This is a genomic window from Streptomyces sp. TSRI0281 (genome assembly GCF_001905125.1).
Taxonomy (GTDB): domain Bacteria; phylum Actinomycetota; class Actinomycetes; order Streptomycetales; family Streptomycetaceae; genus Streptomyces.
The window spans coordinates 312391-337726 of the sequence record NZ_LWLE01000036.1 but is presented as its reverse complement, the minus strand read 5'-3'; the positions used below and the strand labels follow the sequence as shown (position 1 = coordinate 337726).

Genomic DNA, 25336 nt, shown 5'->3' with positions numbered 1-25336 from the left:
CGCCGTACACCATGCCGGAGAAGGCCGACGGCTCGGTGGAAGCGGCTCGGGCACGAAGACCGCCGGCCCCGCGGAGCGGGCGACCGTCCGCTGGATGCCCGAGCCGCGGAGCGGCGCCGACGGCTTCCGGGACGTCAGCCCCTGTCGTCCATCCCCGCCAGTACCAGCGGCAGCCGGGACGTTCCCTCCGCGGTCACCCGGACGGGGACACCCCAGTCCTGTTGGTGCACATGGCAGGCCGGGTACTCGTTGGCCGGGTCGTCGTCGCAGGACGCCGCCATCGCCGAGACGTGCAGGACGCCTTCGGTGACCCCGTCCGCCAGGACCAGGTCCCGCCCCAGGTCGCTACCGGCTCCGGAGCCGGCCGCCAGGAGTTCCGGCGGGGTCGCGGAGACCAGCAGCCGGGTCGAGGGCCCGTAGCGGGTGTCCAGCTTCTGTCCGGCGGGCGCCTGGAAGACCACGTCGAGCCGGAGCGTGCCGGGCGCGATCTCGGTGGCCGCGCGCTGTGTGCGGTGCGCCTGGTCCGGGACGCGTACGGCCTCCTCGGGCAGCCGCAGCCGGGTCAGCCGGTGGCGGGCGGACTCGACGACGACGAGGTCTCCGTCGACGAGCACGGCGTCGCTCGGCTCGCGCAGATCCGTGGCCAGGGTGGTGACCTCGCCGCTGCGCGGGTCGAAACGCCGCAGGGCGTGGTTGTACGTGTCGCAGACGGCGACGGACCCGTCGGGCAGCGCGGTCACACCGAGCGGGTGCTGGAACAGTGCCTGGTCCGCGGCTCCGTCACGGTGCCCGAAGTCGAAGAGGCCGGTGCCGACGGCCGTGTGAACCATGTCGTCGCGGTCGACGTACCGCAGCGACGAGGTCTCCGAGTCGGCCACCCACAGCCGCTGCCCGTCGGCCGAGGCCGCGAGCCCGGACGGCTGGGCGAACCACGCCTCGGCGACCGGTCCGTCCACCAGTCCCTCATTGGTCGTCCCGGCCGCGACCCGTACGGTCCCGCTCGCCGGGTCGTACGTCCACAGCTGGTGCACGCCCGCCATGGCGATCCACAGCCGGTCCGCGAACCATGCGACGTCCCACGGCGAGGACAGGCCCACCTCGCGCGCCGGACCGCTGGTGGGCATGGACTGCCACCACTGGCGGCCGGTACCGGCGAGGGTGCTCGTCGTCCCGGTCGTCAGGTCGAGGGCGCGGATCGCGTGGTTGACGGTGTCCGCGACGGCGATCCGCCCGTCGGGCAGCACGGCAAGGCCCTGCGGTTCGCTGAACCGCGCCTCTCCCGGACCGCCGTCCGCCAGGCCCCGGTCACCGCTTGCGAAGTACCGGCGCACGCTCTCGCCGTCCGCGTCCAGCTCGACCAGCCGGTGCCGGGTGGTGTCGGAGACCAGGAAGCCGCCGTCCGGGAGCAGCAGTGCCTTGCCGGGGAAGCGCAGGTACGTGGCAACGGGCTCGGGCGCGACGTACGGGCCGTCGCCGCGGCGGAGCGTGCCCTTCCCGGCGTGCTCGGCCTCCAGCTCCTCCACGAGCTTCTCGATGGCGTGGGCGTGCCCCTCGCCGGCGTGCTGGGCGACCACATAGCCCTCGGGGTCGATGACGACGAGGGTCGGCCAGGCGCGTACGGCGTACTGCTTCCAGGTGGCCAGCTCGGGGTCGTCAAGAACCGGGTGGTGGACCTCGTAGCGCTCGACGGCGTCGACGACGGCCTGGTGCTCGGCCTCGTGCACGAACTTGGGCGAGTGGACACCGATGATCACCACGGTGTCGCGGTGCTTCTCCTCCAGCTCGCGCAGCTCATCGAGAACATGCAGACAGTTCACACAGCAGAACGTCCAGAAATCCAGGATGACGATGCGTCCTCGCAGATCAGCGAGGGTGTACTGCTGGTCGCCTGTATTGAGCCAGCCGCCCTTGCCGATGAGTTCGGGGGCGCGGACGCGTGCACGTGTAGCCATGCCACAAGTCAACATCACGCCAACCTGCGCGCATTCCGCCGGGGCTCGGGGGAACCTGTGGCCCATGAGACTTCTTGTACGTGAGCGGCTGTTCGCTGTCGGTGACGACTACTGGATCGAGGACACCGAGGGGCACAAGGTCTTCCTCGTCGACGGCAAGGCCATGCGGGTGCGCGACACCTTCGAGCTGAAGGACCGGGACGGACGGGTTGTCGTCGAACTGCGGCAGAAGCTGATCAGCCTGCGCGACACGATGATCATCGAGCGCGGCGGCGAGGAACTGGCCACCGTCCGGCGCAAGCGGCTCTCGCTGCTGCGCAACCACTACCGGGTGACGCTGGTGGACGGCACGGAGCTGGATGTCAGCGGCAGGATCCTGGACCGCGAGTTCGCCGTCGACTACGACGGCGAACTGCTCGCGCAGATCTCCCGCCGTTGGCTGACGATCCGCGACACGTACGGCATCGACATCGTGCGGGAGGACGCCGATGCCGCGCTGCTCATCGCCGTGTCGATGTGCGTGATCGTGCTCGCGGACAAGGAGCGCGAGGGATGAGCCCTCGCTGAGCTTCTTCGCGCCTGCGGCGTCGCGCGTGGCATCGCGCGGTACGTCGGTTTCACGTGAAACCGACCGGGTCGCCCGCGTCTCAATGCGACGCGGCTCAATGCGGCGCGGCTCAATGCGGCGCGGCTCAGTGCGGCGCGGCCAGTCCCAGCCTGCGGTCCTTCAGTGCGGGGAACTGCTCCCGCGTGGTGGCGACCTTCGCCGGGTCGAACTCCACGCTCAGCACCTCCTCGCCCGCGCCCGCCTCGGCCAGCACCTCGCCCCACGGATCGACGGCGATGCTGTGCCCGGCCTGCTCGATCCCACCGTGCGTGCCCGCGGTACCCACGGCCAGGACGTACGACTGGTTCTCGACGGCGCGGGCCTGCGCGAGCAGCGTCCAGTGGGACCGGCGGCGCTCCGGCCAGCCCGCCGCGACGATCAGCGTCTCGGCGCCCGCGTCGACGAGGCCGCGGAACAGCTCCGGGAAGCGGAGGTCGTAGCACGTGGTGAGGCCGAGCGTGGTCCCCGGGAGAGCGACCGTGACCAGGTCCTCGCCCGCGCCCATCATGACCGCCTCCCCCTTGTCGAAGCCGAACCGGTGGATCTTGCGGTACGCGGCGCGGCGTTCGCCCTCGGGCGAGAAGACGAGCGAGGTGTTGTAGAGGGTGCCGTCCGCGGCCCGCTCGACGAACGAACCCGCGTGCAGCCAGACCCCCGCCTCGGCGGCGGCCCTCGCCATCACGTCATGGGTGGGACCCTGGAGGGGTTCGGCCTCCGCGGCGAACTCCGTGTACGCGAAGGCACCGACCGGCCAGAGCTCGGGAAGGACCACCAGATCCGCACCGCGCTGAGCCACGACCAGCGAAGCAGCCCGTTCTCGACGGGAATTGACGGATTCGTCCTGGTCTACTGCGATCTGGATGAGGGAGGCGCGCACACTACCACCGTCCTGGCATTCGAGCCGTCAACACGGGCCTACGATCGTCACACGAAAGCACTGCCGGGGTGCCTGCTCGCAGCGTAACTTAGCCAACGAACCTCCCACGCAGCTCGCCGACAGCGCCGTCAGTGCCAGCCCGCCCGCCAGCACTCCCTGCTCTCCAGCCCATGCACCGCAGAACCGCACGAGGGGTCCCGTGACCGTCCATCCCAGCCTCCAGACCTACGCCGACGCCTGGACCCACTCCATCGAGTCGATAGCCGAGCTGGTCAAGCCACTCGTCGAGGGGGAGTGGAACCGCCGTACGCCCTGCCCCGCCTGGTCGGTGCGTGATGTCGTGTCGCACATCATCGGCATGGAGTGCGAGATGCTCGGCGACCCGCGCCCCATCCACACCCTGCCGCGCGACCTCTACCACGTACAGAGCGACTTCGCCCGCTACATGGAGATGCAGGTCGACGTACGGCGCCACCACACCGCGCCCGAGATGACCTCCGAGCTGGAGTACACGCTCATCCGCCGCGCCCGGCAGCTGCGCAACGAGACACGCGCCCCGGACACGATGGTGCGGGCGCCCCTCGGTGCGCAGCAGACCCTCGAACTGGCCATGCACATGCGGGTCGTCGATGTCTGGGTGCACGAGCAGGACCTGCGCGCCACGCTGGGCGTCCCGGGCAATCTGGACTCCCCCGGCGCCCACATCGTCCGGGACACCCTGCTCGAAGCGCTGCCCAAGGTGGTCGCCAAGCTCGCGGGCGCACCGGCCAGTTCGGCGGTCGTGCTCGATGTGCACGGTCCGCTGGAGTTCCTGCGGACGGTCCGGGTCGACGCGGAGGGCCGCGGTTCGATCGACGGCGCGCCGTCGCTGGGCCCCGCGGTGACGCTGGCGATGGACTGGGAGACGTACTACCGCCTGGCCTGCGGCCGGGTCCGGGCGGCGGCGGTCGCGGACCGGATCAAGATCGAGGGCGACCAGGATCTGGCAGCCGCGATCCTGCACCACTTCGCCGTCACGCCGTAGTTCCCCGATCGGCGGCGCCCGTCCTGAGGACGAGAGACGGGCGCGCCGCCGTACTACACGGGTACGTGCACCGCTTCGACGCGGCTGACCACGTGGTGGTCGCGTTCCCTGAGCGTGGCCCTGGTGTGCAGCCGCAGGATCTGTACGACCCCGAGCGCTTCCAGGACGAAGACCGAGGCGAACGCGATGCGGTAGTTGTCGCCGGTCGCGTCCAGCAGCACGCCGACCGCGAACAGCGTGGTCATCGAGGCGACGAAACCGCCCATGTTCACGATTCCCGACGCGGTGCCCTGACGTTCCGGCGGATTGGCCGGCCGGGCGAAGTCGAAGCCGATCATCGAAGCGGGCCCGCAGGCGCCCAGCACCGTGCACAGAACGATCAGCAGCCACATCGGCGCATGGTCGCCCGGGTGGAGGATCGTGGCGGCCCAGAGCAGAGCCGTCACCCCCACCGTGCCCAGGGCGAGCGGGGCGCGCGCCGCATGGTGACGGGCGATGATCTGCCCGTAGACGAGCCCGACCGCCATGTTGGAGAGCACCACCAGGGTGAGCAGTTCACCGGCGGTCCCCCGGCTCAGCCCCTGCGCCTCCACGAGGAACGGCATCCCCCACAGCAGCAGGAACACCATGGCGGGGAACTGCGTGGTGAAGTGCACCCACATACCGAGCCGGGTACCGGGCTCCCGCCATGCGGCGGCGATCTGCCGGCGTACGTACGCGGCGCCCGCGTGTTCGGCGGGTGGCGGCTCGTGGCCCTCGGGGTGGTCCTTGAGGAACAGCAGCAGCAACACCAGCACCACCACACCCGCGATCGCGCTCCCCGCGAAGGTCGTGGTCCAGCCGAGGCCGTGCAGCGCGCGGGCGATGAAGAGCGTCGAGACGAGGTTGCCCGCCATCCCGAAGAGTGCCGCGACCTGGCCGATCAACGGCCCGCGCCGGGCCGGGAACCAGCGGCTGCCGAGCCGCAGCACGCTGATGAAGGTCATCGCGTCACCGCAGCCGAGCAGTGCCCGGGAGGCGAGCGCCGTGCCGTAGGAGGGGGAGAGCGCGAAACCCAGCTGCCCGACGGTGAACAGGACGGCCCCGATGGTGAGGACCTTCTTGGTGCCGAGCCGGTCGACCATCAGGCCGACGGGTATCTGCATGCCCGCGTAGACGAGCAGCTGAAGGATGGAGAACGTCGACAGCGCCGAGGCGTTGACGTCGAACCGGTCGGCGGCGTCGAGCCCGGCGACCCCCAGGCTCGTACGGAAGATGATGGCGACGAAGTAGACGGCGACCCCGATGCCCCAGATCCGGGCGGCGCGCCGGCCGCCGGGCGGATCTCCGGGCAGGGACAGCGTGGGGGCGGCGGCAGAGCTCACCGGTCCTCACCCCTGACCAGCACCTTGACCCTGCTGACATGGCGTCGCACGACCTGCGCGGCGCCCTCCGCGTCACCGGCCCTGATGGCGTCCAGGAGCTCACCGTGTTCGGTGATGTTGGCGGCGATCCTGCCGGGGTGGGCCTCCATCACGGCGACGCCCATCCGCAGCTGACGGTCGCGCAGCTGGTCGTAGAGGCGCGAGAGGATCTCGTTCCCGGCGTTCCGCACGATCTCGGCGTGGAAGCAGCGGTCCTTCACCGACACGGCCGCCAGGTCCCCGTCCTCCGCCAGCTGACGCTGCTCACCGAGGAGTTGTTCGAGCCGGGCGATGAACCGCGCCGAAGCGGGCACGGCCTTGCGCGCGGCGAACTCCTCGACGAGCAGCCGGGTCTCCACCACGTCCGCGATCTCCTGCGCGGAGACGGCGAGCACCAGAGCGCCCTTCTTCGGATAGAGCTTGATCAGCCCTTCCACCTCCAGCCGCAGCAGCGCCTCGCGCACGGGCGTCCGGGAGACCCCCACGGCCTCCGCGAGATCACCTTCGGTGAGGAGCGTCCCACCCTCGTAGCGGCGGCCGAGGACGGCCTCCTTGATATGGGTGTAGACGCGTTCGGCGGCGGGCGGCCGCTTGAGCGAGGTCTTGGGCGGCTGTACGGGGGCGGGGGGCGCGGCAGGCATGCACACAGCATAGATACAACATGTACGCATGAGGGATCCGGTCCGGATTCTGGACGCCCCGGGCGCGTCGGCCGGCTCCCCCCGGACTTGAGGAAAACGTGACCGAGCAGGCACAGATTCACCCCCTCGGGAACACATCCATTACCCCGCCCCAGGAGTCTCACCACCGAGCGGCACCCTTATGTGGCCGCAATTCAGGGGCATTTGGAGCGTTCAGTTGAAAATCGGGATCAAGCGCATCAATCGCGCATCCGCCACCGCCACCGTGGCCCTCACCGCGGGTGCCGTGCTCGCGGGCAGCGCCTTCGCCACCCAGGCGCAGGCAGCAGCGCCGCCGAAGCCGAAGATCGTCGCCAAGGGCGGCTTCGTGATGAACAACGGCAGCGGCAAGACCCTCTTCACCAAGTCCGCGGACACCCGCCGCTCCACCGGCTCGACCACCAAGATCATGACGGCGCTCGTGGTGCTGTCGCAGAAGAACGTGAACCTGAAATCCAAGGTCACGATCCAGAAGGCGTACAGCGACTACATCGTCTCCAAGAACGCCTCGTCCGCCCGGCTGATCGTCGGCGACAAGGTCACGGTGGGCCAGTTGCTCTACGGCCTGATGCTCCCGTCCGGCTGCGACGCCGCCTACGCGCTGGCCGACAAGTTCGGCTCCGGCAAGACCCGTGCGGCCCGCGTGAAGTCCTTCATCGGCAAGATGAACTCCACGGCGAAGAGCCTCAAGCTGAAGAACACCCACTTCGACTCGTTCGACGGCATAGGGGGTACGAAGAACTACTCGACCCCCCGCGACCTGACGAAGATCGCCAGTAAGGCGATGAAGAACTCCACGTTCCGCTCCATCGTCAAGACGAAGTCGACGAAGCAGAAGGTGACCACGAAGAGCGGCGGCTTCCGCAACATGTCGTGGAGCAACACCAACAAGATGCTCAGTAGCTACAGCGGCGCGATCGGTGTGAAGACCGGCTCCGGCCCGACGGCCAAGTACTGCCTGGTCTTCGCCGCGACCCGTAAGGGCAAGACCGTCATCGGCACGGTGCTCACCTCGTCCTCCGAGGCCAACCGCACCGCGGACGCGAAGAAGCTCATGGACTACGGCTTCAAGAAGTAACCCGTCCGTCTCCTGGAAGCCCTGCGGGGGTGCGGCCACCATCATGGTGGCCGCACCCCCGTTCGCGTACGACGGAGCGGCACGCGGTGGGTGGCCGCGGATTCGGCCCGGGGGACGCCGCACTTCGTCCTGTTTCACGTGAAACAGGCCGGTGGGCCCGCGCGTTCAGCCGCGCGGGCCCACCGGTTGCCGGAGTGTCCGGGCCGTCAGGCCCAGGTGATCAGCCGCTTCGGCTGTTCCAGGATCGCGGCGACATCCGCCAGCACCTTGGAGCCCAGCTCGCCGTCGACCAGACGGTGGTCGAAGGAGAGCGCCAGGGTGGTGACCTGGCGCGGCTTCACCTTGCCCTTGTGGACCCACGGCTGGGGCTTGATGGAGCCGACCGCGAGGATCGCGGACTCGCCGGGGTTGAGGATCGGCGTGCCCGTGTCGACGCCGAAGACGCCGACGTTGGTGATCGTCACCGTGCCGCCCGCCATGGCCGCGGGCGACGTCCTGCCCTCCCGGGCCGTGGTGACCAGCTCGCCCAGTGCCGCGGCGAGCTGGGGCAGGGTCTTGTCGTGCGCGTCCTTGATGTTCGGCACGATCAGACCGCGCGGCGTGGCGGCCGCGATGCCCAGGTTCACGTAGTGCTTCTGAACGATCTCCTGGTTGGCCTCGTCCCAGGCGGCGTTGACGTCCGGGTTCCGCTTGATCGCGACCAGAAGCGCCTTGGCGATGATCAGGAGCGGGTTGACCCGGACTCCCGCCATGTCCTTGTCTTCCTTGAGCTCGGCCACGAGCTTCATCGTGCGCGTGACGTCGACCGTGACGAACTCGGTGACGTGCGGCGCCGTGAAGGCGCTGCCGACCATCGCCTGGGCGATGGCCTTGCGGACACCCTTGACCGGGATACGGGTCTCCCGGGCGGTCGCCGATGCCTGCGCGGCCGGTGCCTCGGGCTCGGCGCCCGCGGTGGGCTCCGCGGCGACGGACACGGCCGCGGGGGCCGGGGCGGGCGCGGCCGCCGCGTGGACGTCCTCGCGGGTGATGATGCCGTCCTTGCCGGTCGGGCTGACCGACGCCAGGTCGATGCCCAGGTCCTTGGCGAGCTTGCGGACCGGCGGCTTGGCGAGCGGGCGGCTCCCCGGCACGGCCGGCACGACGGTCACCGTGGCATGGCCGTTGTGACCGTTGAACTCGGCCTGCACGGCGGCGACCGCGGGCTCCGGCGTCGCGGCACCCTTGCGCGGGCGGCGCTTGGTGGAGGACTCGGCCACGCCGTAGCCGACCAGGACCGGCTGACGGCCCTTCGGCGCCTCGGCCTCCGGTTCGGCGGCCGTCGGAGCCTGAGCCGGCGCCGGGACCGCGGCGGCGGCCACCGGAGCGGCGTCACCGCTGCCCGGCGCCACGTCCACCGTGATGATCACCTGGCCGACATCGACGGTCGTGCCCTCGGGGAAGCGCAGTTCGTGCACCACCCCGTCGAACGGGATCGGCAGCTCCACGGCCGCCTTGGCCGTCTCGACCTCGCACACGACCTGCCCGTCGGTGACCGTGTCACCGGGCTGGACGTACCACTTGAGGATTTCCGCCTCGGTCAGTCCCTCGCCCACATCGGGCATCTTGAACTCACGGAAACGAGCAGACGTTTCGGTCATCGTCGTCACGACCCCTCTCCTCAGTACGCCAGCGAGCGGTCGACGGCGTCGAGCACCCGGTCGAGGCCCGGCAGGTACTCGTCCTCAAGGCGGGCCGGCGGGTAGGGGACGTGATAGCCGCCGACCCGCAGCACCGGTGCTTCCAGATGGTAGAAGCAGCGCTCGGTGATCCGGGCGGCGATCTCGGCCCCGGAACCGTAGAACACGGGCGCCTCATGGACCACGACGAGCCGGCCGGTCTTCTCGACCGACGTCTGGATGGTGTCGAAGTCGATCGGGGACATCGACCGCAGGTCCAGGACCTCGACCGACTTGCCCTCCTCCTGGGCGGCCGCGGCCGCTTCCAGGCAGACCTTCACCATCGGGCCGTAGGCGACGAGGGTGAGATCGGAGCCCGTACGGGCCACGGACGCCTTGTGCAGCGGCCCCGGGATGGACTCGGTGTCGACCTCGCCCTTGTCCCAGTAGCGGCGCTTCGGCTCGAAGAAGATGATCGGGTCGTCGCTCTGGACGGCCTGCTGCATCATCCAGTAGGCATCGCTCGCGTTGGACGGCGAGACCACCTTCAGGCCCGCGACGTGCGCGAAGAGGGCCTCGGGCGACTCGCTGTGGTGCTCGACGGCGCCGATGCCGCCGCCGTACGGAATCCGGACGACGACCGGCATCTTGATCTTGCCGAGCGCACGGGCGTGCATCTTCGCGAGCTGCGTGACGATCTGGTCGTACGCGGGGAAGACGAAGCCGTCGAACTGGATCTCGACGATGGGACGGTAGCCGCGCAGGGCCAGTCCGATCGCCGTACCGACGATGCCGGACTCGGCGAGCGGGGTGTCGATCACCCGGCCCTCGCCGAAGTCCTTCTGCAGTCCGTCGGTGATGCGGAAGACACCGCCGAGCTTGCCGACGTCCTCGCCCATGATGAGGACCTTGGGGTCCGTGTCGAGGGCGAGGCGCAGCGACTCGTTGAGCGCCTTCGCGATGGACATCTTTTCCACGGCCATGGCTAGTTGCCCTCCTCGGCAGAGTCTGCGAACGATGCCTGGTAGGCGGCGAACTGGGCGCGTTCCTCGTCGACGAGGGAGCTGCCGTCCGCGTAGCCGTGCTCGAAGATCGCCATCGGGTCGGGGTCGGGCATGGCCCGTACCGCTTCGCGCACCCGCTTGCCGAGGGTCTCGCTCTCCTCGTCCAGCGCGGTGAAGAACGCGCTGTCCGCGAGCTTCTGCTTCTCCAGGTATGTGCGCAGCCGCAGGATCGGGTCCTTGGCCTCCCAGGCCGCCCGCTCCTCGTCGGCCCGGTACTTCGTCGGGTCGTCGGAGGTGGTGTGGGCACCCATCCGGTACGTGAACGCCTCGACGAGGGTCGGCCCCTCCCCCCGGCGGGCCCGGTCCAGTGCCGACCTGGTGACCGCCAGACAGGCGAGCACGTCGTTGCCGTCGACCCGGACGCCGGGGAAGCCGTATCCCTGGGCGCGCTGGTAGAGCGGGACGCGGGTCTGCCGTTCGGTCGGCTCGGAGATGGCCCACTGGTTGTTCTGGCAGAAGAACACCACGGGGGCGTTGTAGACCGCGGAGAACGTGAACGACTCGGCGACGTCGCCCTGGCTGGAGGCGCCGTCACCGAAGTACGCGATCACGGCCGAGTCCGCGCCGTCCTTGGCGACGCCCATGGCGTAGCCCGTGGCGTGCAGGGTCTGCGAGCCGATGACGATCGTGTACAGGTGGAAGTTGTTGGTGTTCGGGTCCCAGCCGCCGTGGTTCACGCCGCGGAACATCCCGAGCAGATTGGTCGGGTCGACCCCGCGGCACCAGGCGACGCCGTGCTCGCGATAGGTCGGGAAGACGTAGTCGTCGTCGTGCAGCGCCCGGCCGGAGCCGATCTGCGCGGCCTCCTGGCCCAGCAGCGAGGCCCACAGGCCCAGCTCGCCCTGGCGCTGAAGGGCGGTCGCCTCCGCATCGAAGCGGCGGGTCAGAACCATGTCCCGGTACAGACCACGCAGCTCGTCCGCGGTCAGATCGATCTGGTAGTCCGGGTGCTCGACGCGCTCGCCCTCGGGCGTCAGCAGCTGTACGAGCTGGGGCTCGGAACTCTGTGGCGTCTTCGCGGCGCTGGTCCGCTTGCTGCTGCGTCGCGGTTTGCGCGCGGCAGTGCTCTCCACGGTCACGTGCGTGCTCCTCCGTCGGTCCGGCCCCCGGGGTCTGCCGGGAACCAGTGCGGCTCGCCTGTTTCCGGACCCGTGCACGGGGTGGGTGCAGCTCGGCCGGGATCAGGCGTGACAGGTGCCCCGGCGAGCGCCCTGTCATAGGCACGTTACCCAGTGCTTCGCATAACTGCGAAACCCTATCTGACCTGCGATTTTGCTTGGATTTCCAAGTAAATCGAAAAAATCGCGAAGTCTTGCTGGTCACAGCACTGGTAACAGCCTTGCAGGCCGCCGGAACAACGGCACGTTATCCCGGAGAAAGGCGCCAGGGAAGGGCGGTGAGGAGCCGAACCGGAGCTGACAGGAGCGGAGCCGAAGCGAGTGTGTGAGACTGCGTTCGTGCGGAACGATGGAAAAATCACTGTATTTCTGCTCGACGACCATGAGGTCGTCCGACGCGGAGTCCATGAGCTTCTCTCCGTCGAGGAAGACATCGAGGTCGTCGGTGAAGCCGGCACGGCGGCGGACGCGCTGGTGCGGATCCCGGCGACGCGTCCCGATGTCGCGGTGCTCGACGTACGGCTGCCGGACGGCAGCGGGGTGGAGGTGTGCCGGGAGGTCCGCTCCCGGGACGAGAACATCAAATGCCTGATGCTGACGTCGTACGCCGATGACGAGGCCCTCTTCGACGCCATCATGGCGGGCGCGTCCGGCTACGTCCTGAAGGCGATCCGCGGGAACGAGCTGCTGAACGCGGTACGGGACGTGGCGGCCGGGAAGTCCCTGCTGGACCCCGCGGCGACCGCCCGGGTGCTGGAACGGCTGCGCGAGGGCAAGAACGGCAAGAGCAACGACAAGCTCGACAACCTCACCGAGCAGGAACGCAAGATCCTGGACCTGATCGGCGAGGGCCTGACCAACCGGGTCATCGGCGAGCGCCTCCACCTCGCCGAGAAGACGATCAAGAATTACGTCTCCAGTCTGCTGTCCAAGCTGGGCATGGAGCGCCGGTCGCAGGCCGCCGCCTATGTGGCCCGGCGGCAGGCCGAGCGCCGATGAGCGGCACCGGGACGCACTGAGGCGCACCGAGCCGCGGGGAGTCACGGACCGCGGCAGGGAGTCGCGGACCGCCGCAGGGGAAGTCGCGGACGGCCGCGGGAAGTCGCGGGAAGTCGCGTCGGGCGACTCCGGGTGATCTTGGGACTTTGGTCCCGCAGCACCCGGGGCCGCCGACTCTTACCGGGCCCCTACCGGTATCGGACAGTGGTTCCTATGTCCTCTGAGGAACTCCACGCGATCGAGCTGCTGGGCCGCGTCCCCTACGGCCGGCTGGCGACGAGCATGCGGGCCCTCCCCTTCCTGGCGGTGGCCCGCCACATCGTGGTCGGCGACCGCATCCTCCTGCGGATGCACAGCGGCTTCGGCTATCACGAGGCGTGCAACGGAAGCGTCGTCGCCTACGGTGCGGACAACTTCAACGCCTCGGCCTCCGAGAACGGCGAGAACCTCTGGTCGGTGCAGTTCACCGGCCCCGCCGAGATCGTGCACCCCGGCCCCGAACAGCGGGAAATGTTCGGCGCCGGCCCCGTCATGGTCAACGGTGAGCCCTTCGAACCGGCCTTTCTCCGCCTGGCCCCCCACTTCGTCACAGAGCACACTCTGGACTTCGACGCAAGTCAGGCGATCCGCAACGCAGCGTGATCTACCATTTGGTAAGTGCCGCGCTCATATGCAACCCACCCGCCTGTTCCTCCGGTCGGCGAGGTGCTGCGCCGCTACCCGGACGCCGGTGAACCGCTCGCCTGCGAACCGCTCAACAAGGGGCTCCTGAACCACGGTTACCGCGTATCCACCACCCGCGGCTCCTATTTCCTCAAGCACCACCTCGACAAACAGCATCTGGACGACGCCACCGGCGAGCGCGCGACGATCGTGCGACAGCACCGCGCGACCCAGCGCCTCCAGTCGCTCGGCGTGCCCGTCGTCCCGCCGCTCACGGACACAGAGGGTGACACGGTCACGGTCATCGACGACCGCTGCTACGCCCTGCACCCCTGGGTGGACGGCATGCACCGGGTCGGCGCCCAGCTGACCCGCGCCGAGTCGCAACGGCTCGGGACGCTCCTCGGAGCCGTACACACCGGTCTGGAACAGGTCATGGCGCCCGGCAGCAGCGATACCGACGGTTGTACGGCCGCCGGGCAGCCGACCCGGCCCGGATACGGGAGCCCCGATCCCGCCGACACGTTCGCGCTGATCGACGACCTGCTGGCGGCGGCCCGCGGAGAGCACCCCCGGAACACCGCCAGGGACGCCTTCGACGAACTCGCCGTACACCGGCTGGTGGAGCGGCGCACCCTGCTGGAACGGCACGCCCACCGCCGCCCGCCCACCCCGGAGGGGCCCGCCACGGGGTGGGTCCACGGTGACTTCCACCCCCTCAACCTGCTCTACCGGGGTGCGGACCCGGTCGCGATCGTCGACTGGGACCGGCTGGGGGTCCAGCCGCGCGCCGAGGAAGCGGTCCGCGCCGCGGCGATCTTCTTCGTCCAGCCGGCCGGAGAGCTGGAGCTGGACAAGGTACGGGCGTACGCCCGCGCGTACCGGCACGCGGCCGGGGCGGGGGCGGCGGAACTGGCCGCAGCGGTGCACCGGGTGTGGTGGGAGCGGCTCAACGACTTCTGGATACTGCGCTGGCGCTACCGCCTGCACGACCGCAGGGCCGACCCGCAGTTCCCTGCGGTGTCGGCCCTGGCGGTGTGGTGGACGCGCGAGTACGAGGCGGTGTGCGAGGCCTTCACGGGGTGAGGGCCGGGCGAAGCCGCAGACGGTCCGGTGCTCCGGGGTGGTCCGGGGTTACGGGGTGGTCTGGCCCACCGATGTGCCGAGGGTGGTCCCCGTTCCGCCGTCCTCCGCGCCTCCGTCGTCCCCGTTGCCGCCCGGGGATCCCGGATCGGTGGTCGGGTTGGTCGGCTCGTCGGTCGGCTCGCCCGTACTGCCGTCGTTCGTGTTGCCGTCGGAGTTGCCGCCCGAGTCCGGCGGGCTCGGGGTGCCGGACGGGGTGAACGACGGCTTGCTCGGAGTCTCGGACGGGGTCCACGGCCGCTCGTTGGGCTGCGTCTGATTGCCCGAGGAGTTGTCCGGCTCCTCGGAGGGCTCGGTCTCCTCGTCGGTCGGATCCGGTGAGGTCTCCTTCTCGGACTGCGAGACGGAGGGCGGAGGGTCGACCGGATCCTTCTTCTTGCCGTTGTCGTTCGCCGCCTGGACGGCGAACGCGACGCCCGCGCCGATCGCGATCAGCGCGAGCACGACGAACAGCCACATCTTGCCGCGACCGCCACCGGACCGGTGCCCGCCGTCGTACGCCCCGTCGTCCGGGTTCATCGGCGGCAGGATCGGCCCCTGCGAGGTCTCCCCGTGCATCGGGTGACCCATCGCCGTCGTCCCGCCCGTCATGCCCATGGCGGGGGTGTGGCCGGCCTCGTGCATCGCGACCGGGCCGGTGTTCCACGTACCGGTGTGGCCGCCCTGCACCTGGAGCATCTGCAGGCTGTACTGGACCAGGCCGCGCATCTCCTCGGCGCTCTGGAACCGGTCGTCCGGGTCCTTCGCGAGCGAGCGCATCACCATCCCGTCCAGCTCCGGGGGCACCACGTCCGACACCTCGGAGGGCGGCACCGGAATGTCCTGGACGTGCTGGTACACCACGGAGAGCGGGGTCTCACCGGTGAACGGGGGCCGCAGGGCGAGGAGTTCGTAGAGCAGGCAGCCGGTGGCGTACAGGTCGGAGCGGTGGTCGACCGCCTTGCCGAGCGCCTGTTCGGGGGAGAGGTACTGAGGTGTTCCCATGACCATGCCGGTCTGGGTCATCGTCGACTGCGCGCCGTGCAGCGCGCGGGCGATGCCGAAGTCCATCACCTTCACCGCGCCGGAGTCCGTGATGATCACGTTGGCGGGCTTGATGTCGCGGTGCACGATGCCGTGCTGATGCGAGTACGCGAGGGCTTCCAGCACCCCCGAGACGATGATCAGCGCCTGCTCCGGCGGCGGGGCCTCGGCGTTGAGGAGCAGATCACGGATGGTGCGGCCCTCGACCAGCTCCATCACGATGTACGGGACGGTCTGGCCGCCCACGATGTCCTCGCCGGAGTCGTACACGGCGACGATCGCATGGTGGTTGAGGCCCGCGACCGACTGCGCCTCGCGCGTGAAACGGGCCTTGGAGACCGGGTCCTCGGCGAGATCGGAACGGAGCAGCTTCACCGCGACCGTACGTCCCAGACGGACGTCCTCCGCGGCATAGACCTCGGCCATGCCGCCCCGGCCGAGCCGGTGAGTCATCCGGTAACGTCCGTCGCCGACGACACCGCCGATCCCCCAGGAGTCGGTGCCATCCGAAACTCCGCCGCCGTTTGCTTCGGAATCGGGTGCCATCAGTCCTCGCCGTCGTATCTGTCCGCGCGTCCGCGGGTTCTCACGGTGCCTAGCTGCATTGCCACGTCACGCTACAGCCTCTGTCGGACACACCTGTTCCGAGAGGGACGGGTCATCCAACCGGCTGGCGTGCCGCACAAGCAAATTCCATGCGGATCCTGTAACGCTTCCGAGACGCTTCCTGTGCTTAGGGTCACGGAACGGGCACCTGGCTTGACGTGTCGTACCCCTCGGGCAGACTTGGCCCGTACTACGGATCATCGCGTCAGTCGCGCGCCGAGGGGGAAGCAAGTCATGAGCCAGGACGGCGCACACGGCGCACAGGGTCGCTATGCGGGCGGTGCCGTCGCGGGCGGCCGGTACCAGCTTCGCGACCTGCTCGGCGAAGGCGGGATGGCCTCCGTATATCTGGCCTACGACGCGGCGCTCGACCGCCAGGTCGCGATCAAGACCCTGCACACGGAGCTGGGGCGCGAGCAGTCCTTCCGCGAGCGGTTCCGGCGCGAGGCGCAGGCCGTCGCCAAGCTCCAGCACACCAACATCGTGTCGGTCTTCGACACCGGCGAGGACGAGCTCGGCGGCGCGCTGATGCCGTACATCGTCATGGAGTACGTCGAGGGGCAGCCGCTCGGCTCCGTACTCCAGGCGGACATCCGCAGTTACGGCGCGATGCCCGCCGACAAGGCGCTCAAGGTGACGGCCGATGTGCTGGCCGCGCTGGAGACCAGCCACGAGATGGGGCTGGTCCACCGGGACATCAAGCCCGGCAACGTGATGATGACCAAGCGCGGCGTCGTGAAGGTCATGGACTTCGGCATCGCCCGCGCCATGCAGTCGGGCGTCACGTCGATGACGCAGACCGGCATGGTCGTCGGCACGCCGCAGTACCTCTCCCCCGAGCAGGCCCTCGGACGCGGGGTGGACGCCCGGTCCGACCTGTACTCGGTCGGCATCATGCTCTTCCAGCTCTTCACCGGCCGGATCCCGTTCGACGCGGATTCGCCGCTCGCCATCGCGTACGCGCATGTGCAGGAGGAGCCCGTCGCTCCGTCCAGCATCAACCGTTCGATCACCCCGGCCATGGACGCACTCGTCGCCCGCGCGCTGAAGAAGAACCCGAACGAGCGCTTCCCCAGCGCCGCCGCGATGCGGGACGAGATCGCGCGCGTGCTGAACGCCTCGGGCGGTATGACGGGCGCTCCGGTGATCGTCAGCGGCGGGGCTCCCACCAACAGCGGCTCCGGCGTCGGATCGGCGGTCTTCCCGCCCGTCGACCAGTCGTCCACGTCGCCGCAGAGCATCCAGATGCCGTACCAGCCGCAGCCGCAGACGCACCAGCCGGGCCCGTACCAGCAGACCTCCGCCCCGACGCCCGCGTCGGGCTACGGCTACCCGCAGGCAGCCCCGGCGTACCAGGCCGCGGGCCCGCTGGCCCACCAGACCCCGCCGCCGTACATGACCTCCCCGCAGAACACCGGCGGTGGCGGAGCAGGCGGCGGCGGTGGCTCCAAGCGGAACATGCCGGTCATCGTCGGCTCGATCGTTGTCGCGCTGCTCGCGGTCGGCGGCCTGATCACGGCGCTGTCCCTCCAGAACAAGGACGAACCCGGCAAGGACGGCGACTCGACGGTGGCGGGCGAGCACAAGCCGCCGGAGCGCAACCGGACGATGAAGACCGAGGCCTGCACGGACGCGATGGAGGACACGAACGACCCGCAGAAGGTCATGGCGCCGAACTTCATCTACAAGGACATCAACTCGGCGAAGGCCTGTGCCCTGGCGGCGGGGTGGACGATCAAGGAGATCAAGGAGCCGGGCAACGCCTACGCCGAGGACCAGGTCGTCAACCAGTTCCCCGCCTCCGGTACGGCGGTCGCGGAGCGGGGCGCCCACTTCGAACTGCGGATCTCCACCGGCGACCCGGCTTAGCTGGGCAGCACCCCGGTCCGGATCGCTCCGGTCCCCTCGCGTCGGCGCCGTTACGCATGGTGCCGCCGTTGTACGTGGTGCGCGGCGTTGCTCATGGTGCGCGGCGATACGCGTGATGCCCACCGTTGCACGTGATGCGGGCCAATACGTGTGATGCATGCCGATGCGCGTGGTGCGGGCCGGGCCGTCGCGCCTACGGGTGGCGCCTTCTCATCCGGGATGCCGGATATATCGGCGCGTGTGACGCTGATCTCATGGCTCCAGGACTCCTCCCCGCGCGGTCGTCGAAGTGCGTGGCCTGTCTGGTGATGGTGGCGGGGGCGGCGCTGGGGACGGTGGGCGGGGAGGCGTACGCGGGAGGGCAGGCCGGCAGTGCGGCCGGCGCCGTCTCACTCCGTCCCTCGACGAACGCTTCCGATGCTCCTTCCGCGCCCTCGTCCCCGCCGGCCTCCGCCGGGCCGTCCGCGCTTCCCTCCGCTCCGCCCTCCGCCCTTCCGTCGGGCCCGGCGACGCTCCGCCCTGCGGGCAGCGGTCCGCTCGCGTCCTCGGAGGCGGCCACCCCCTCGGGCGCCTCGGACGATGCCCCCGCGAAGCCCCCCGGCAGTCCGCCGACAAGCGCCTCCGACCCTGCCGCCCCGCCCCCGTCCGCTTCCGTTTCCGCTTCCGCTTCCGCGTCCGCTTCGGAGCCACCGCTGGCCGGCCAGGTGGCCGGTGAGGGGCGGGCGCGTCCCGGGCGGTCGCTGTCACCGCTGGAGCTCGCGCGGGCCGAGGCCCCCCTCGACGAGGACGTACCGGAGCCCGACGCCACTGACGTGCCCGTCTACACCCCGCCGCCCAGCGCGTTCCCCGAGTCCCGGCAGGCGTCCGCGCAGGCGCTGGACGCGCGCGCCGTGCGACAGGTGCAGCAGATCTCGCTCGGCGCCGGGATCGCCCTGGTCGGGCTGGGGCTGGGCTTCCTCGCGTTCCGTATGCGTCGCGGGCACTGAGCCGGTCCGGACCTCCGTCCGGTCTCCTGAGGGACTTGCCACGAGTCTCCTGAGGGACTTGCCACGAGCAACATACTCGGTATACATACTCAGTATGTCGATCCGTCACGGGCTACTCGCCCTCCTGGAGCGCGGGCCGCGGTACGGCTCCCAGCTCCGCACCGAATTCGAGTCGCGCACCGGCTCCACCTGGCCGCTGAACGTCGGCCAGGTCTATACGACGCTCAGCCGCCTGGAGCGCGACGGCATGGTCGCGCAGGACGGCGCGGACGACGCGGGCCACGACCTGTACGCGATCACCGACGACGGCCGTGCCGAACTGCGCAACTGGTTCGAGACGCCCGTGGATCGCGCCAACCCGCCCCGCGACGAACTGGCGATCAAGCTGGCGATGGCGGTGGGCGCCCCGGGCGTCGACATCCGCAACGTCATCCAGGCCCAGCGCCACCACACCCTGAAGGCCATGCAGGACTACACCCGGCTCAAGGCCCAGGCCCTCGCCGATGTGCCGGCCAACCGTGACGAGGTCGCCTGGCTCCTCGTGGTGGAACAGCTGATCTTCCAGGCCGAGGCAGAGGCCCGGTGGCTGGATCACTGCGAGGCCCGGCTCGTCCGCCTCGCCGAGGCCGCCGCCACCGAGCCGACGGCCGGCTCCGGTCCGGCCGCCACCCGCGGCCCCGCCCGCCTCCTCGCCGCCCGCCCGCGCGCCCGGCGCTGACCCGGCGCCCCGGCCGCCCACCCGGCGACAGCCGCCCTGTCCAGCGGCGTACGAGGGGCGTTTCGAGGGGCGTTTCGAAGGGCGTTCCGAGCGGCCTACGAGGGGCTGCAAGCGGACAGGCCCGCCCTTCCGACCGCCCCCGCTGCCGTTCCCGCAGCTCCACAGCCGTACGCGGGCAGGCCCGCGGCCCTGTCCGCGCCTCGCCGCCCTCCACTATCCCCGCCCCTCCCCGCCCGACCTGCTCCGACCGTTCCTAGGGGGAACCACCACCATGTCCTCGCCCGTACCCGCCCCGCCCGTCGGCCAGCCCGTCGGCCAGGCCGTTCTCGAACTGCGGGCACTGACCCGTACCCATGGATCCGGCATCGCCGAAGTGCACGCCCTGCGCGGCGTCGACCTCTCCGTGCGCACGGGCGAACTGGTCGCCGTGATGGGTCCGTCCGGTTCCGGCAAGTCCACGCTGCTGACCCTGGCCGGGGGGCTCGACACGGCCACCAGTGGCCAGGTCGTCATCGAGGGCCAGGACATCGCCGCCCTCGGCCGCAAGGGCATGGCCGCCCTGCGCCGCCGCAGCGTCGGATACGTCTTCCAGGACTACAACCTGATCCCGGCCCTCACCGCCGCCGAGAACATCGCCCTGCCCCGCGAACTCGACGGCGTCTCCGTCCGCAAGGCCCGCAGGGAAGCCCTCGCGGCCCTGGCCGAGATGAACCTGGCCGAGATCGCCGACCGCTTCCCGGACGAGATGTCCGGCGGCCAGCAGCAACGCGTCGCCATCGCCCGCGCGCTCGTGGGGGACCGGCGCCTGGTGCTCGCCGACGAGCCGACCGGAGCGCTCGACTCCGAGACGGGTGAGGCCGTCCTCGCCCTGTTGCGCAATCGCTGCGACCAGGGCGCGGCCGGAGTGATGGTGACCCATGAGCCGCGGTACGCCGCCTGGGCCGACCGGGTCGTGTTCCTGCGGGACGGTTCGATCATCGACCAGACACTGACCACCGGGGCCGACTCCCTGCTCGCCGCCGAGGCCGCCGAGTGAGCGTCTTCCCGGGGTGGCGCGCCACCTTCCGCATAGCCCGCCGCGACGCGATGCGGGCCAAGGGCCGCAGCGCCCTGGTGGTCGCGATGATCGCCCTGCCGGTCCTCGGGGTGACGGCCGCCGATGTGACGTACCGCAGCTCCGCCATGACCGAGGCCAAGGAGCTGACGGCCAAGATGGGTGCGGCGGACGCCCAGTTCACCGATGCGGGCCTGGGCCGGACACCGATCCAGCAGATGCCCGACCAGAGCGGCTGGGGCACCCCCGACGACGCCCAGGTGCCGGAGGAGAAGCGGAAGCCGGTCGACGTACCGGCCACGTTCCCGAAGGGCTCACGGTTCCTGACCGAACAGTCCGTGCCCGCCTCCGTCACGACCGGCCACGGCATCACAAACACCGAGATCACCGAGCTGCGCACCGCGGACCGGCTGGTCCGCGGCAGGATCACCCTGCTCGACGGCACGTTCCCGCACGGCAAGGGCGAGATCGCCGCCACCGAAGCCTTCATGAAGTCGTCCGGCCTCCACATCGGCTCCCGTATGACCGTGCGCGGCCCCGAGCTGACGTACACCCTCACCGGCACCGTGGAATTGCCCCAGGCGCTGGACAAGAAGTCCCTCTACGCCGATCCCGGCACGGTCATCGCCCCCTGGAAGGCCGCCGTCGACCGTGACGGCAAGATCCTCCCGCCCAACCCCGGCAGGACGAAGTGGCTGGTCCAGGGCCCGGCCGGCGCCGGAGTGACCTGGCCCGACGTACTCGCCGCCAATGAGAAGGGCGCACTGGTGCTGTCCCGCCAGGCCGTCCTCGACCCGCCGCCGGACTCCGAGATCCCGATGGCCGCCCGGATGAGCGGGGGCGGCACCGGCAGTCAGCCCCGGAGCGCGGCCCTGCTCACCGTGGTGGCCATGGCGGTCCTGGAGATCGTGCTGCTGGCAGGACCGGCGTTCGCCGTCGGCGCGCGTCGCTCACGCAGGCAGCTCGGTCTCGTCGGTTCGTGCGGCGGCAGCCGGAGTCAGGTCCGGGCCGTGGTGCTCGCCGGTGGTGTGGTGCTCGGCGGGATCGGCGCCGTCCTCGGCGTGGTGCTCGGACTCGGCCTGACCGCGCTGTGCCGTCCGATGATCGAGAACTACGCCGGGCACCGCTTCGGCAGCCTGACCATCCGCCCCGGGGAGCTGCTGGCGATCGCCGTACTCGGCCTGGTCACCGGCGTGCTCGCGGCGCTCGCACCGGCCGTCGTGGCGGGCCGCCAGTCCGTGCTGGAGTCGCTCACCGGCCGCCGCGGTACCCGCCGCGGCTCCCGCGTGATGCCCGTTCTCGGGTGCGTCGCGATGGCTGCCGGTGCCGCCGTCGCCGTCTACGGAGGGATCAACGGTGACACGACCATGGTCGCCGGGGGCTCGGTCGTCGCGGAACTGGGCGTGCTCGCCTGTATCCCGGTCATCGTCGGCTTCCTCGGCCGGCTCGGCCGCAGGCTGCCGCTCACCCCACGCATCGCGCTCCGCGACGCGGCCCGCAACCGGGGACGTACAGCGCCGGCCGTCGCCGCGGTGATGGCCGCCGTGGCCGGCACCATCGCCGTCGCCACGTACGCCGCCAGTTCCTCGGCCGAGCAGGACTACGACTACACACCGGCCCTCACCGCGGGCACCGCCGCCCTCCTCTCGGAGCCCTCCGAGACCGGACGGCTGCCGGGCGCGCGGGCGGCCGTCGAGCGGAACATGCCCGTCAGCGGTGAACGCTCCGACATCGGACGGGTCTGGGCGGGCAGCGACTGCTACACCTTCCACGAGGAGGAGAACGGCTGCGGTTCCCTCGATCTGGTGAAGCCCACCGGCAAGGGGCACAACTGCCCGCTGAACGGCCGGGGTGCCAAGGAACTCGCCGCCCGGCTCTCCGCCGATGAGCACAAGCGGCTGACGAACTCCCCCGCCTGCATGGACGAGTACATGAACATGACGTCCTTCGGCACCGACATCAACAAGATCGTCATCGCTGACGCCTCGCTGCTCACCTCGTACGTGAAGCTCGACGACCCCGCGGCGGCCGAAGCACTGAAGGCGGGCACTCCCGTCCTGCTGAACCCGGCCTACGCGAAGAACGGCGAGGTCACCCTCAAGGCCGTCCACACGTACAGCGACCGCGACGAAAAGAACCGCGAGCTGCACCCCGGCAAGGCCCGCACCACCACGGACCGGCTGAAGGTCTACGTCGCGCCCGCGAAGTACGCCGCGACGCCCGGCATCCGCCTGCTCATGCCGCAGAAGGCCGCGGACCGGTTGGGTCTGCACACGCAGGACCACGGAAGCCTGTACACGCTCTCGCACCCCCCGACCGAGGCCGAGCGGCAGGCGACCTCGGCGGCGATCGATCAGGGCGGCGGCGGCGCCTACGTCACGTCGGACAACGGTCCGTCCGGCGGGGAGGACACGATCCTGCTGATCCTCGCCCTGTTCGCGGGCGTGGTGACCCTGGGCGCGGCCGCCATCACCACCGGTCTGGCCAAGGCCGACGCGGAGGCCGACCTGACCACGCTCAGCGCGGTGGGCGCGCCTCCGGGAGTGCGACGCTCCCTCTCCGGATTCCAGTGCCTGGTCGTCGCGCTCACCGGGGTGCTGCTCGGTACGGTGGCGGGCGTCGTGCCCGCGGTCGCCCTGCGGCTCATCGATCTGCGCGAGGCGATGCGGGCGATGCGCGAGCAGCCGATGGACTCCGCCTACACCCCGATCGTGCTGCCCTGGGAGACGATCGGGCTGCTGGCCGTGGTGGTGCCGGTGCTGGCCGGACTGCTGGCCGCCGGCCTCACCCGCTCACGCCTGACGCTGACCCGGCGGGCGGGGTGAGCACGCCCCGCCGACCGGGGTCGCGCGAGCTGACCTTGGCCGCGTGAGCCGACCGGGGCCGCGAGAGCCGGTCAGTGCCGCGAGGGCTGATCAGGGCCGCGAGGAGGTGCGACCGCACCCCCTCGACCCTGGTCCGACACGGCCGACCCGGCTGCTTCCGGCGCCCCCAGGGACGGTGGATCATCCGTTCCCGGGGGCACCACAGTCGTGTACGGCATGTGTGCGAGAGAATGGGCGCATGGAAATGCCGAGGAATGACCGGTCGCAGGAGCACCCCCAGGTCCTCGTAGTGGGACAGGACGGAATGGCTATCGGCGGCGGTACCAGTGACGACGAGTCGCGCGAGGTCCCGGTGACGGAAATGGTCGAACAGCCCGCAAAGGTCATGCGCATCGGCAGCATGATCAAGCAACTCCTGGAGGAGGTCAGAGCGGCTCCCCTCGACGAGGCGAGCCGGGTCAGGCTCAAGGAGATCCACGCCAGTTCCGTGAAGGAACTGGAGGACGGGCTGGCCCCGGAGCTGGTGGAGGAGCTGGAGCGGCTCTCGCTGCCGTTCACCGAGGAGTCCATCCCCTCGGAAGCGGAACTGAGGATCGCGCAGGCCCAGCTGGTGGGCTGGCTGGAGGGCCTTTTCCACGGCATCCAGACCGCTCTGTTCGCCCAGCAGATGGCGGCCCGCGCCCAGCTGGAACAGATGCGTCGCGCCCTGCCGCCCGGCACGGGCCACGAGGACGAGGACGGCGGCGGTGACCCGCACGGAGCGATCCGCTCCGGCCCCTACCTGTAACCCGCCGAACAGCACTGACGGACCGAACGGGCCCGGCACACAGCGAGGTGTGTGCCGGGCCCGACCGCGTCAACGGCGCCGCGTACGCCCGTCGCGTACGGATCAGGCGGGCGTCCATCGGGTACGCCTCACGCGGAAGCGGGAGGTACGCCTCCCGTACGCCTCGGACGGAGGCGGGAGGTAGGCCTCACGCGGAAGCGGGCGCGAGCAGGAGCACCTTGCCGATGTGCGCACTGGATTCCAGCACCCGGTGCGCCTGAGCGGCGTCCTCCATCGGCACCGTGCGGTCCACGACCGGCCGGACGACGCCCCCGCCGATCAGCGGCCACACATGTTCGCGCACGGCCGCGACGATCGAGGCCTTCTCGGCGAGCGGGCGGCCCCGCAAGGACGTGGCGGTGATGGCGGCCCGCTTGCTCAGCAGGGCGCTCAGGTTCAGCTCACCCTTGACGCCGCCTTGGAGGCCGATGATCGCGAGCCGGCCGTTCACGGCGAGCGCCTGCACGTTCCGGTCCAGATACTTCGCACCGACGATGTCCAGGATGACGTCCGCGCCCGCGCCGTCGGTCGCCTTGCGGAGCTCATCGACGAAGTCCTGTTCGCGGTAGTCGATGAGGATGTCCGCTCCCAGCTCCGCGCAGCGCGCCAGCTTCTCCGGTCCGCCCGCGGTCACCGCGACCCGCGCGCCGACCGCCTTGGCGAGCTGGATGGCCATCGTGCCGATGCCGCTGGATCCGCCGTGGACGAGCAGTGTCTCGCCGGGGCGCAGGTGGGCCACCATGAAGACGTTGGACCACACCGTCGCGGTCACCTCGGGCAGCGCCGCGGCCATCGCCAGGTCCACGCCGTCCGGTACGGGCAGCAGCTGACCGGCCGGTACGGCGACCTTCTCCGCGTACCCGCCGCCCGCCAGCAGCCCGCACACCTCGTCGCCCACCGACCATCCGGTCACCCCCGGGCCGAGCGCCGCGACGCGCCCCGCGCACTCCAGACCGGGGTAGGGGGAGGCGCCGGGCGGCGGGTTGTAGAAGCCCTGCCGTTGCAGTACATCGGCGCGGTTGACCGCGCTGGACACGACCTCGACGAGCACCTCGCCCTCGCCGGGTACGGGATCGGACACCTCGGCCCACACGAGCGCCTCGGGGCCACCGGGTTCGGGGATCGTGATCGCATACATGGCCGCGAGGCTACTCCGTGCGGCC

At 70.5% G+C, this 25336-nt stretch carries 21 protein-coding genes; 12 read left to right on the top strand and 9 right to left on the bottom strand.

Going from position 1 to position 25336, the window contains the following annotated elements; all coding sequences use genetic code 11:
• Window positions 1–134: 134 nt before the first annotated feature.
• On the bottom strand, window positions 135–1952 hold the full coding sequence (locus tag A6A29_RS38375; protein ID WP_073727891.1) for an NHL domain-containing thioredoxin family protein: 1818 nt from the start codon (window positions 1950–1952) through the stop codon (window positions 135–137).
• A 64-nt stretch (window positions 1953–2016) separates the two neighbouring features.
• Here A6A29_RS38375 and A6A29_RS38370 point away from each other — a divergent pair, with 64 nt between their 5' ends.
• On the top strand, window positions 2017–2508 hold the full coding sequence (locus tag A6A29_RS38370; RefSeq protein WP_073727889.1) for an LURP-one-related/scramblase family protein: 492 nt from the start codon (window positions 2017–2019) through the stop codon (window positions 2506–2508).
• Between the two features lie 136 nt (window positions 2509–2644).
• On the opposite strand, the gene A6A29_RS38365 is transcribed toward A6A29_RS38370, so the two are convergent.
• The gene (locus A6A29_RS38365; protein ID WP_073727887.1) at window positions 2645–3436 is read right to left on the bottom strand and encodes a carbon-nitrogen family hydrolase; all 792 of its coding nucleotides are present in this window, start codon (window positions 3434–3436) and stop codon (window positions 2645–2647) included.
• Window positions 3437–3635: 199 nt separating this feature from the next.
• Between A6A29_RS38365 and A6A29_RS38360 the strand changes: the two genes are divergently transcribed.
• Window positions 3636–4460 carry a maleylpyruvate isomerase family mycothiol-dependent enzyme gene (locus A6A29_RS38360; RefSeq protein ID WP_073727885.1) on the top strand — a complete coding sequence of 275 codons (825 nt, stop codon included), beginning with the start codon at window positions 3636–3638 and terminating at the stop codon, window positions 4458–4460.
• Window positions 4461–4513: 53 nt separating this feature from the next.
• On the opposite strand, the gene A6A29_RS38355 is transcribed toward A6A29_RS38360, so the two are convergent.
• Together A6A29_RS38355 and A6A29_RS38350 are read right to left on the bottom strand one after the other, a co-directional pair.
• The gene (locus A6A29_RS38355; protein ID WP_073727883.1) at window positions 4514–5824 is read right to left on the bottom strand and encodes an MFS transporter; all 1311 of its coding nucleotides are present in this window, start codon (window positions 5822–5824) and stop codon (window positions 4514–4516) included.
• Entirely contained in the window at window positions 5821–6504 is a 684-nt protein-coding gene (locus tag A6A29_RS38350) for a GntR family transcriptional regulator (protein ID WP_073728134.1), read from the bottom strand. Before A6A29_RS38350 ends, A6A29_RS38355 begins: the two co-directional genes overlap by 4 nt.
• Before the next feature lie 217 nt (window positions 6505–6721).
• Here A6A29_RS38350 and A6A29_RS38345 point away from each other — a divergent pair, with 217 nt between their 5' ends.
• The gene (locus tag A6A29_RS38345; protein ID WP_073727881.1) at window positions 6722–7621 is read left to right on the top strand and encodes a D-alanyl-D-alanine carboxypeptidase family protein; all 900 of its coding nucleotides are present in this window, start codon (window positions 6722–6724) and stop codon (window positions 7619–7621) included.
• Between the two features lie 206 nt (window positions 7622–7827).
• On the opposite strand, the gene A6A29_RS38340 is transcribed toward A6A29_RS38345, so the two are convergent.
• From A6A29_RS38340 to pdhA, 3 genes are read right to left on the bottom strand one after another with little or no spacing between them, the layout of a single operon-like run.
• On the bottom strand, window positions 7828–9270 hold the full coding sequence (locus A6A29_RS38340) for a dihydrolipoamide acetyltransferase family protein (protein WP_073727879.1): 1443 nt from the start codon (window positions 9268–9270) through the stop codon (window positions 7828–7830).
• 11 nt (window positions 9271–9281) lie between these two features.
• Window positions 9282–10262, bottom strand: a complete 981-nt coding sequence (locus A6A29_RS38335) for an alpha-ketoacid dehydrogenase subunit beta (RefSeq protein ID WP_073727877.1) — start codon at window positions 10260–10262, stop codon at window positions 9282–9284.
• A gap of 2 nt (window positions 10263–10264) precedes the next feature.
• Entirely contained in the window at window positions 10265–11422 is a 1158-nt protein-coding gene (gene pdhA, locus A6A29_RS38330) for a pyruvate dehydrogenase (acetyl-transferring) E1 component subunit alpha (RefSeq protein WP_073727875.1), read from the bottom strand.
• A gap of 378 nt (window positions 11423–11800) precedes the next feature.
• Here pdhA and A6A29_RS38325 point away from each other — a divergent pair, with 378 nt between their 5' ends.
• The 3 genes from A6A29_RS38325 to A6A29_RS38315 all read left to right on the top strand — a co-directional run bounded on the left by A6A29_RS38325 (window position 11801) and on the right by A6A29_RS38315 (window position 14209).
• Window positions 11801–12460: a response regulator gene (locus A6A29_RS38325; RefSeq protein WP_073727873.1), complete on the top strand. Its 660-nt coding sequence runs from the start codon at window positions 11801–11803 to the stop codon at window positions 12458–12460.
• 213 nt (window positions 12461–12673) lie between these two features.
• A complete protein-coding gene (locus tag A6A29_RS38320; RefSeq protein WP_073727871.1) occupies window positions 12674–13102 on the top strand; it encodes a pyridoxamine 5'-phosphate oxidase family protein in 429 nt (142 codons plus the stop codon).
• Window positions 13103–13165: 63 nt separating this feature from the next.
• Window positions 13166–14209 (top strand): phosphotransferase enzyme family protein, encoded by a 1044-nt coding sequence (locus A6A29_RS38315; protein ID WP_073727869.1) that lies wholly within the window; start codon window positions 13166–13168, stop codon window positions 14207–14209.
• 48 nt (window positions 14210–14257) lie between these two features.
• Here the strand turns inward: A6A29_RS38315 and A6A29_RS38310 are convergent, their stop codons facing one another.
• Window positions 14258–15835: a protein kinase domain-containing protein gene (locus tag A6A29_RS38310; RefSeq protein WP_073727867.1), complete on the bottom strand. Its 1578-nt coding sequence runs from the start codon at window positions 15833–15835 to the stop codon at window positions 14258–14260.
• Between the two features lie 294 nt (window positions 15836–16129).
• Between A6A29_RS38310 and A6A29_RS38305 the strand changes: the two genes are divergently transcribed.
• The 6 genes from A6A29_RS38305 (at window position 16130) to A6A29_RS38280 (ending at window position 24134) form a co-directional block, all read left to right on the top strand.
• Complete coding sequence (locus A6A29_RS38305; protein WP_073727865.1) at window positions 16130–17764, top strand: protein kinase domain-containing protein; 1635 nt, start codon at window positions 16130–16132, stop codon at window positions 17762–17764.
• Window positions 17765–18018: 254 nt separating this feature from the next.
• A complete protein-coding gene (locus tag A6A29_RS38300) occupies window positions 18019–18750 on the top strand; it encodes a hypothetical protein (RefSeq protein WP_073727863.1) in 732 nt (243 codons plus the stop codon).
• A gap of 94 nt (window positions 18751–18844) precedes the next feature.
• Window positions 18845–19468 (top strand): PadR family transcriptional regulator, encoded by a 624-nt coding sequence (locus A6A29_RS38295; protein ID WP_073727861.1) that lies wholly within the window; start codon window positions 18845–18847, stop codon window positions 19466–19468.
• Window positions 19469–19739: 271 nt separating this feature from the next.
• Window positions 19740–20504: an ABC transporter ATP-binding protein gene (locus tag A6A29_RS38290; RefSeq protein WP_073727859.1), complete on the top strand. Its 765-nt coding sequence runs from the start codon at window positions 19740–19742 to the stop codon at window positions 20502–20504.
• Entirely contained in the window at window positions 20501–23347 is a 2847-nt protein-coding gene (locus tag A6A29_RS38285) for an FtsX-like permease family protein (protein ID WP_073727857.1), read from the top strand. Before A6A29_RS38290 ends, A6A29_RS38285 begins: the two co-directional genes overlap by 4 nt.
• 238 nt (window positions 23348–23585) lie before the next feature.
• The gene (locus A6A29_RS38280) at window positions 23586–24134 is read left to right on the top strand and encodes a bacterial proteasome activator family protein (RefSeq protein WP_073727855.1); all 549 of its coding nucleotides are present in this window, start codon (window positions 23586–23588) and stop codon (window positions 24132–24134) included.
• Between the two features lie 187 nt (window positions 24135–24321).
• On the opposite strand, the gene A6A29_RS38275 is transcribed toward A6A29_RS38280, so the two are convergent.
• Window positions 24322–25311, bottom strand: a complete 990-nt coding sequence (locus A6A29_RS38275; RefSeq protein ID WP_073727853.1) for an NAD(P)H-quinone oxidoreductase — start codon at window positions 25309–25311, stop codon at window positions 24322–24324.
• Window positions 25312–25336 lie beyond the last annotated feature (25 nt).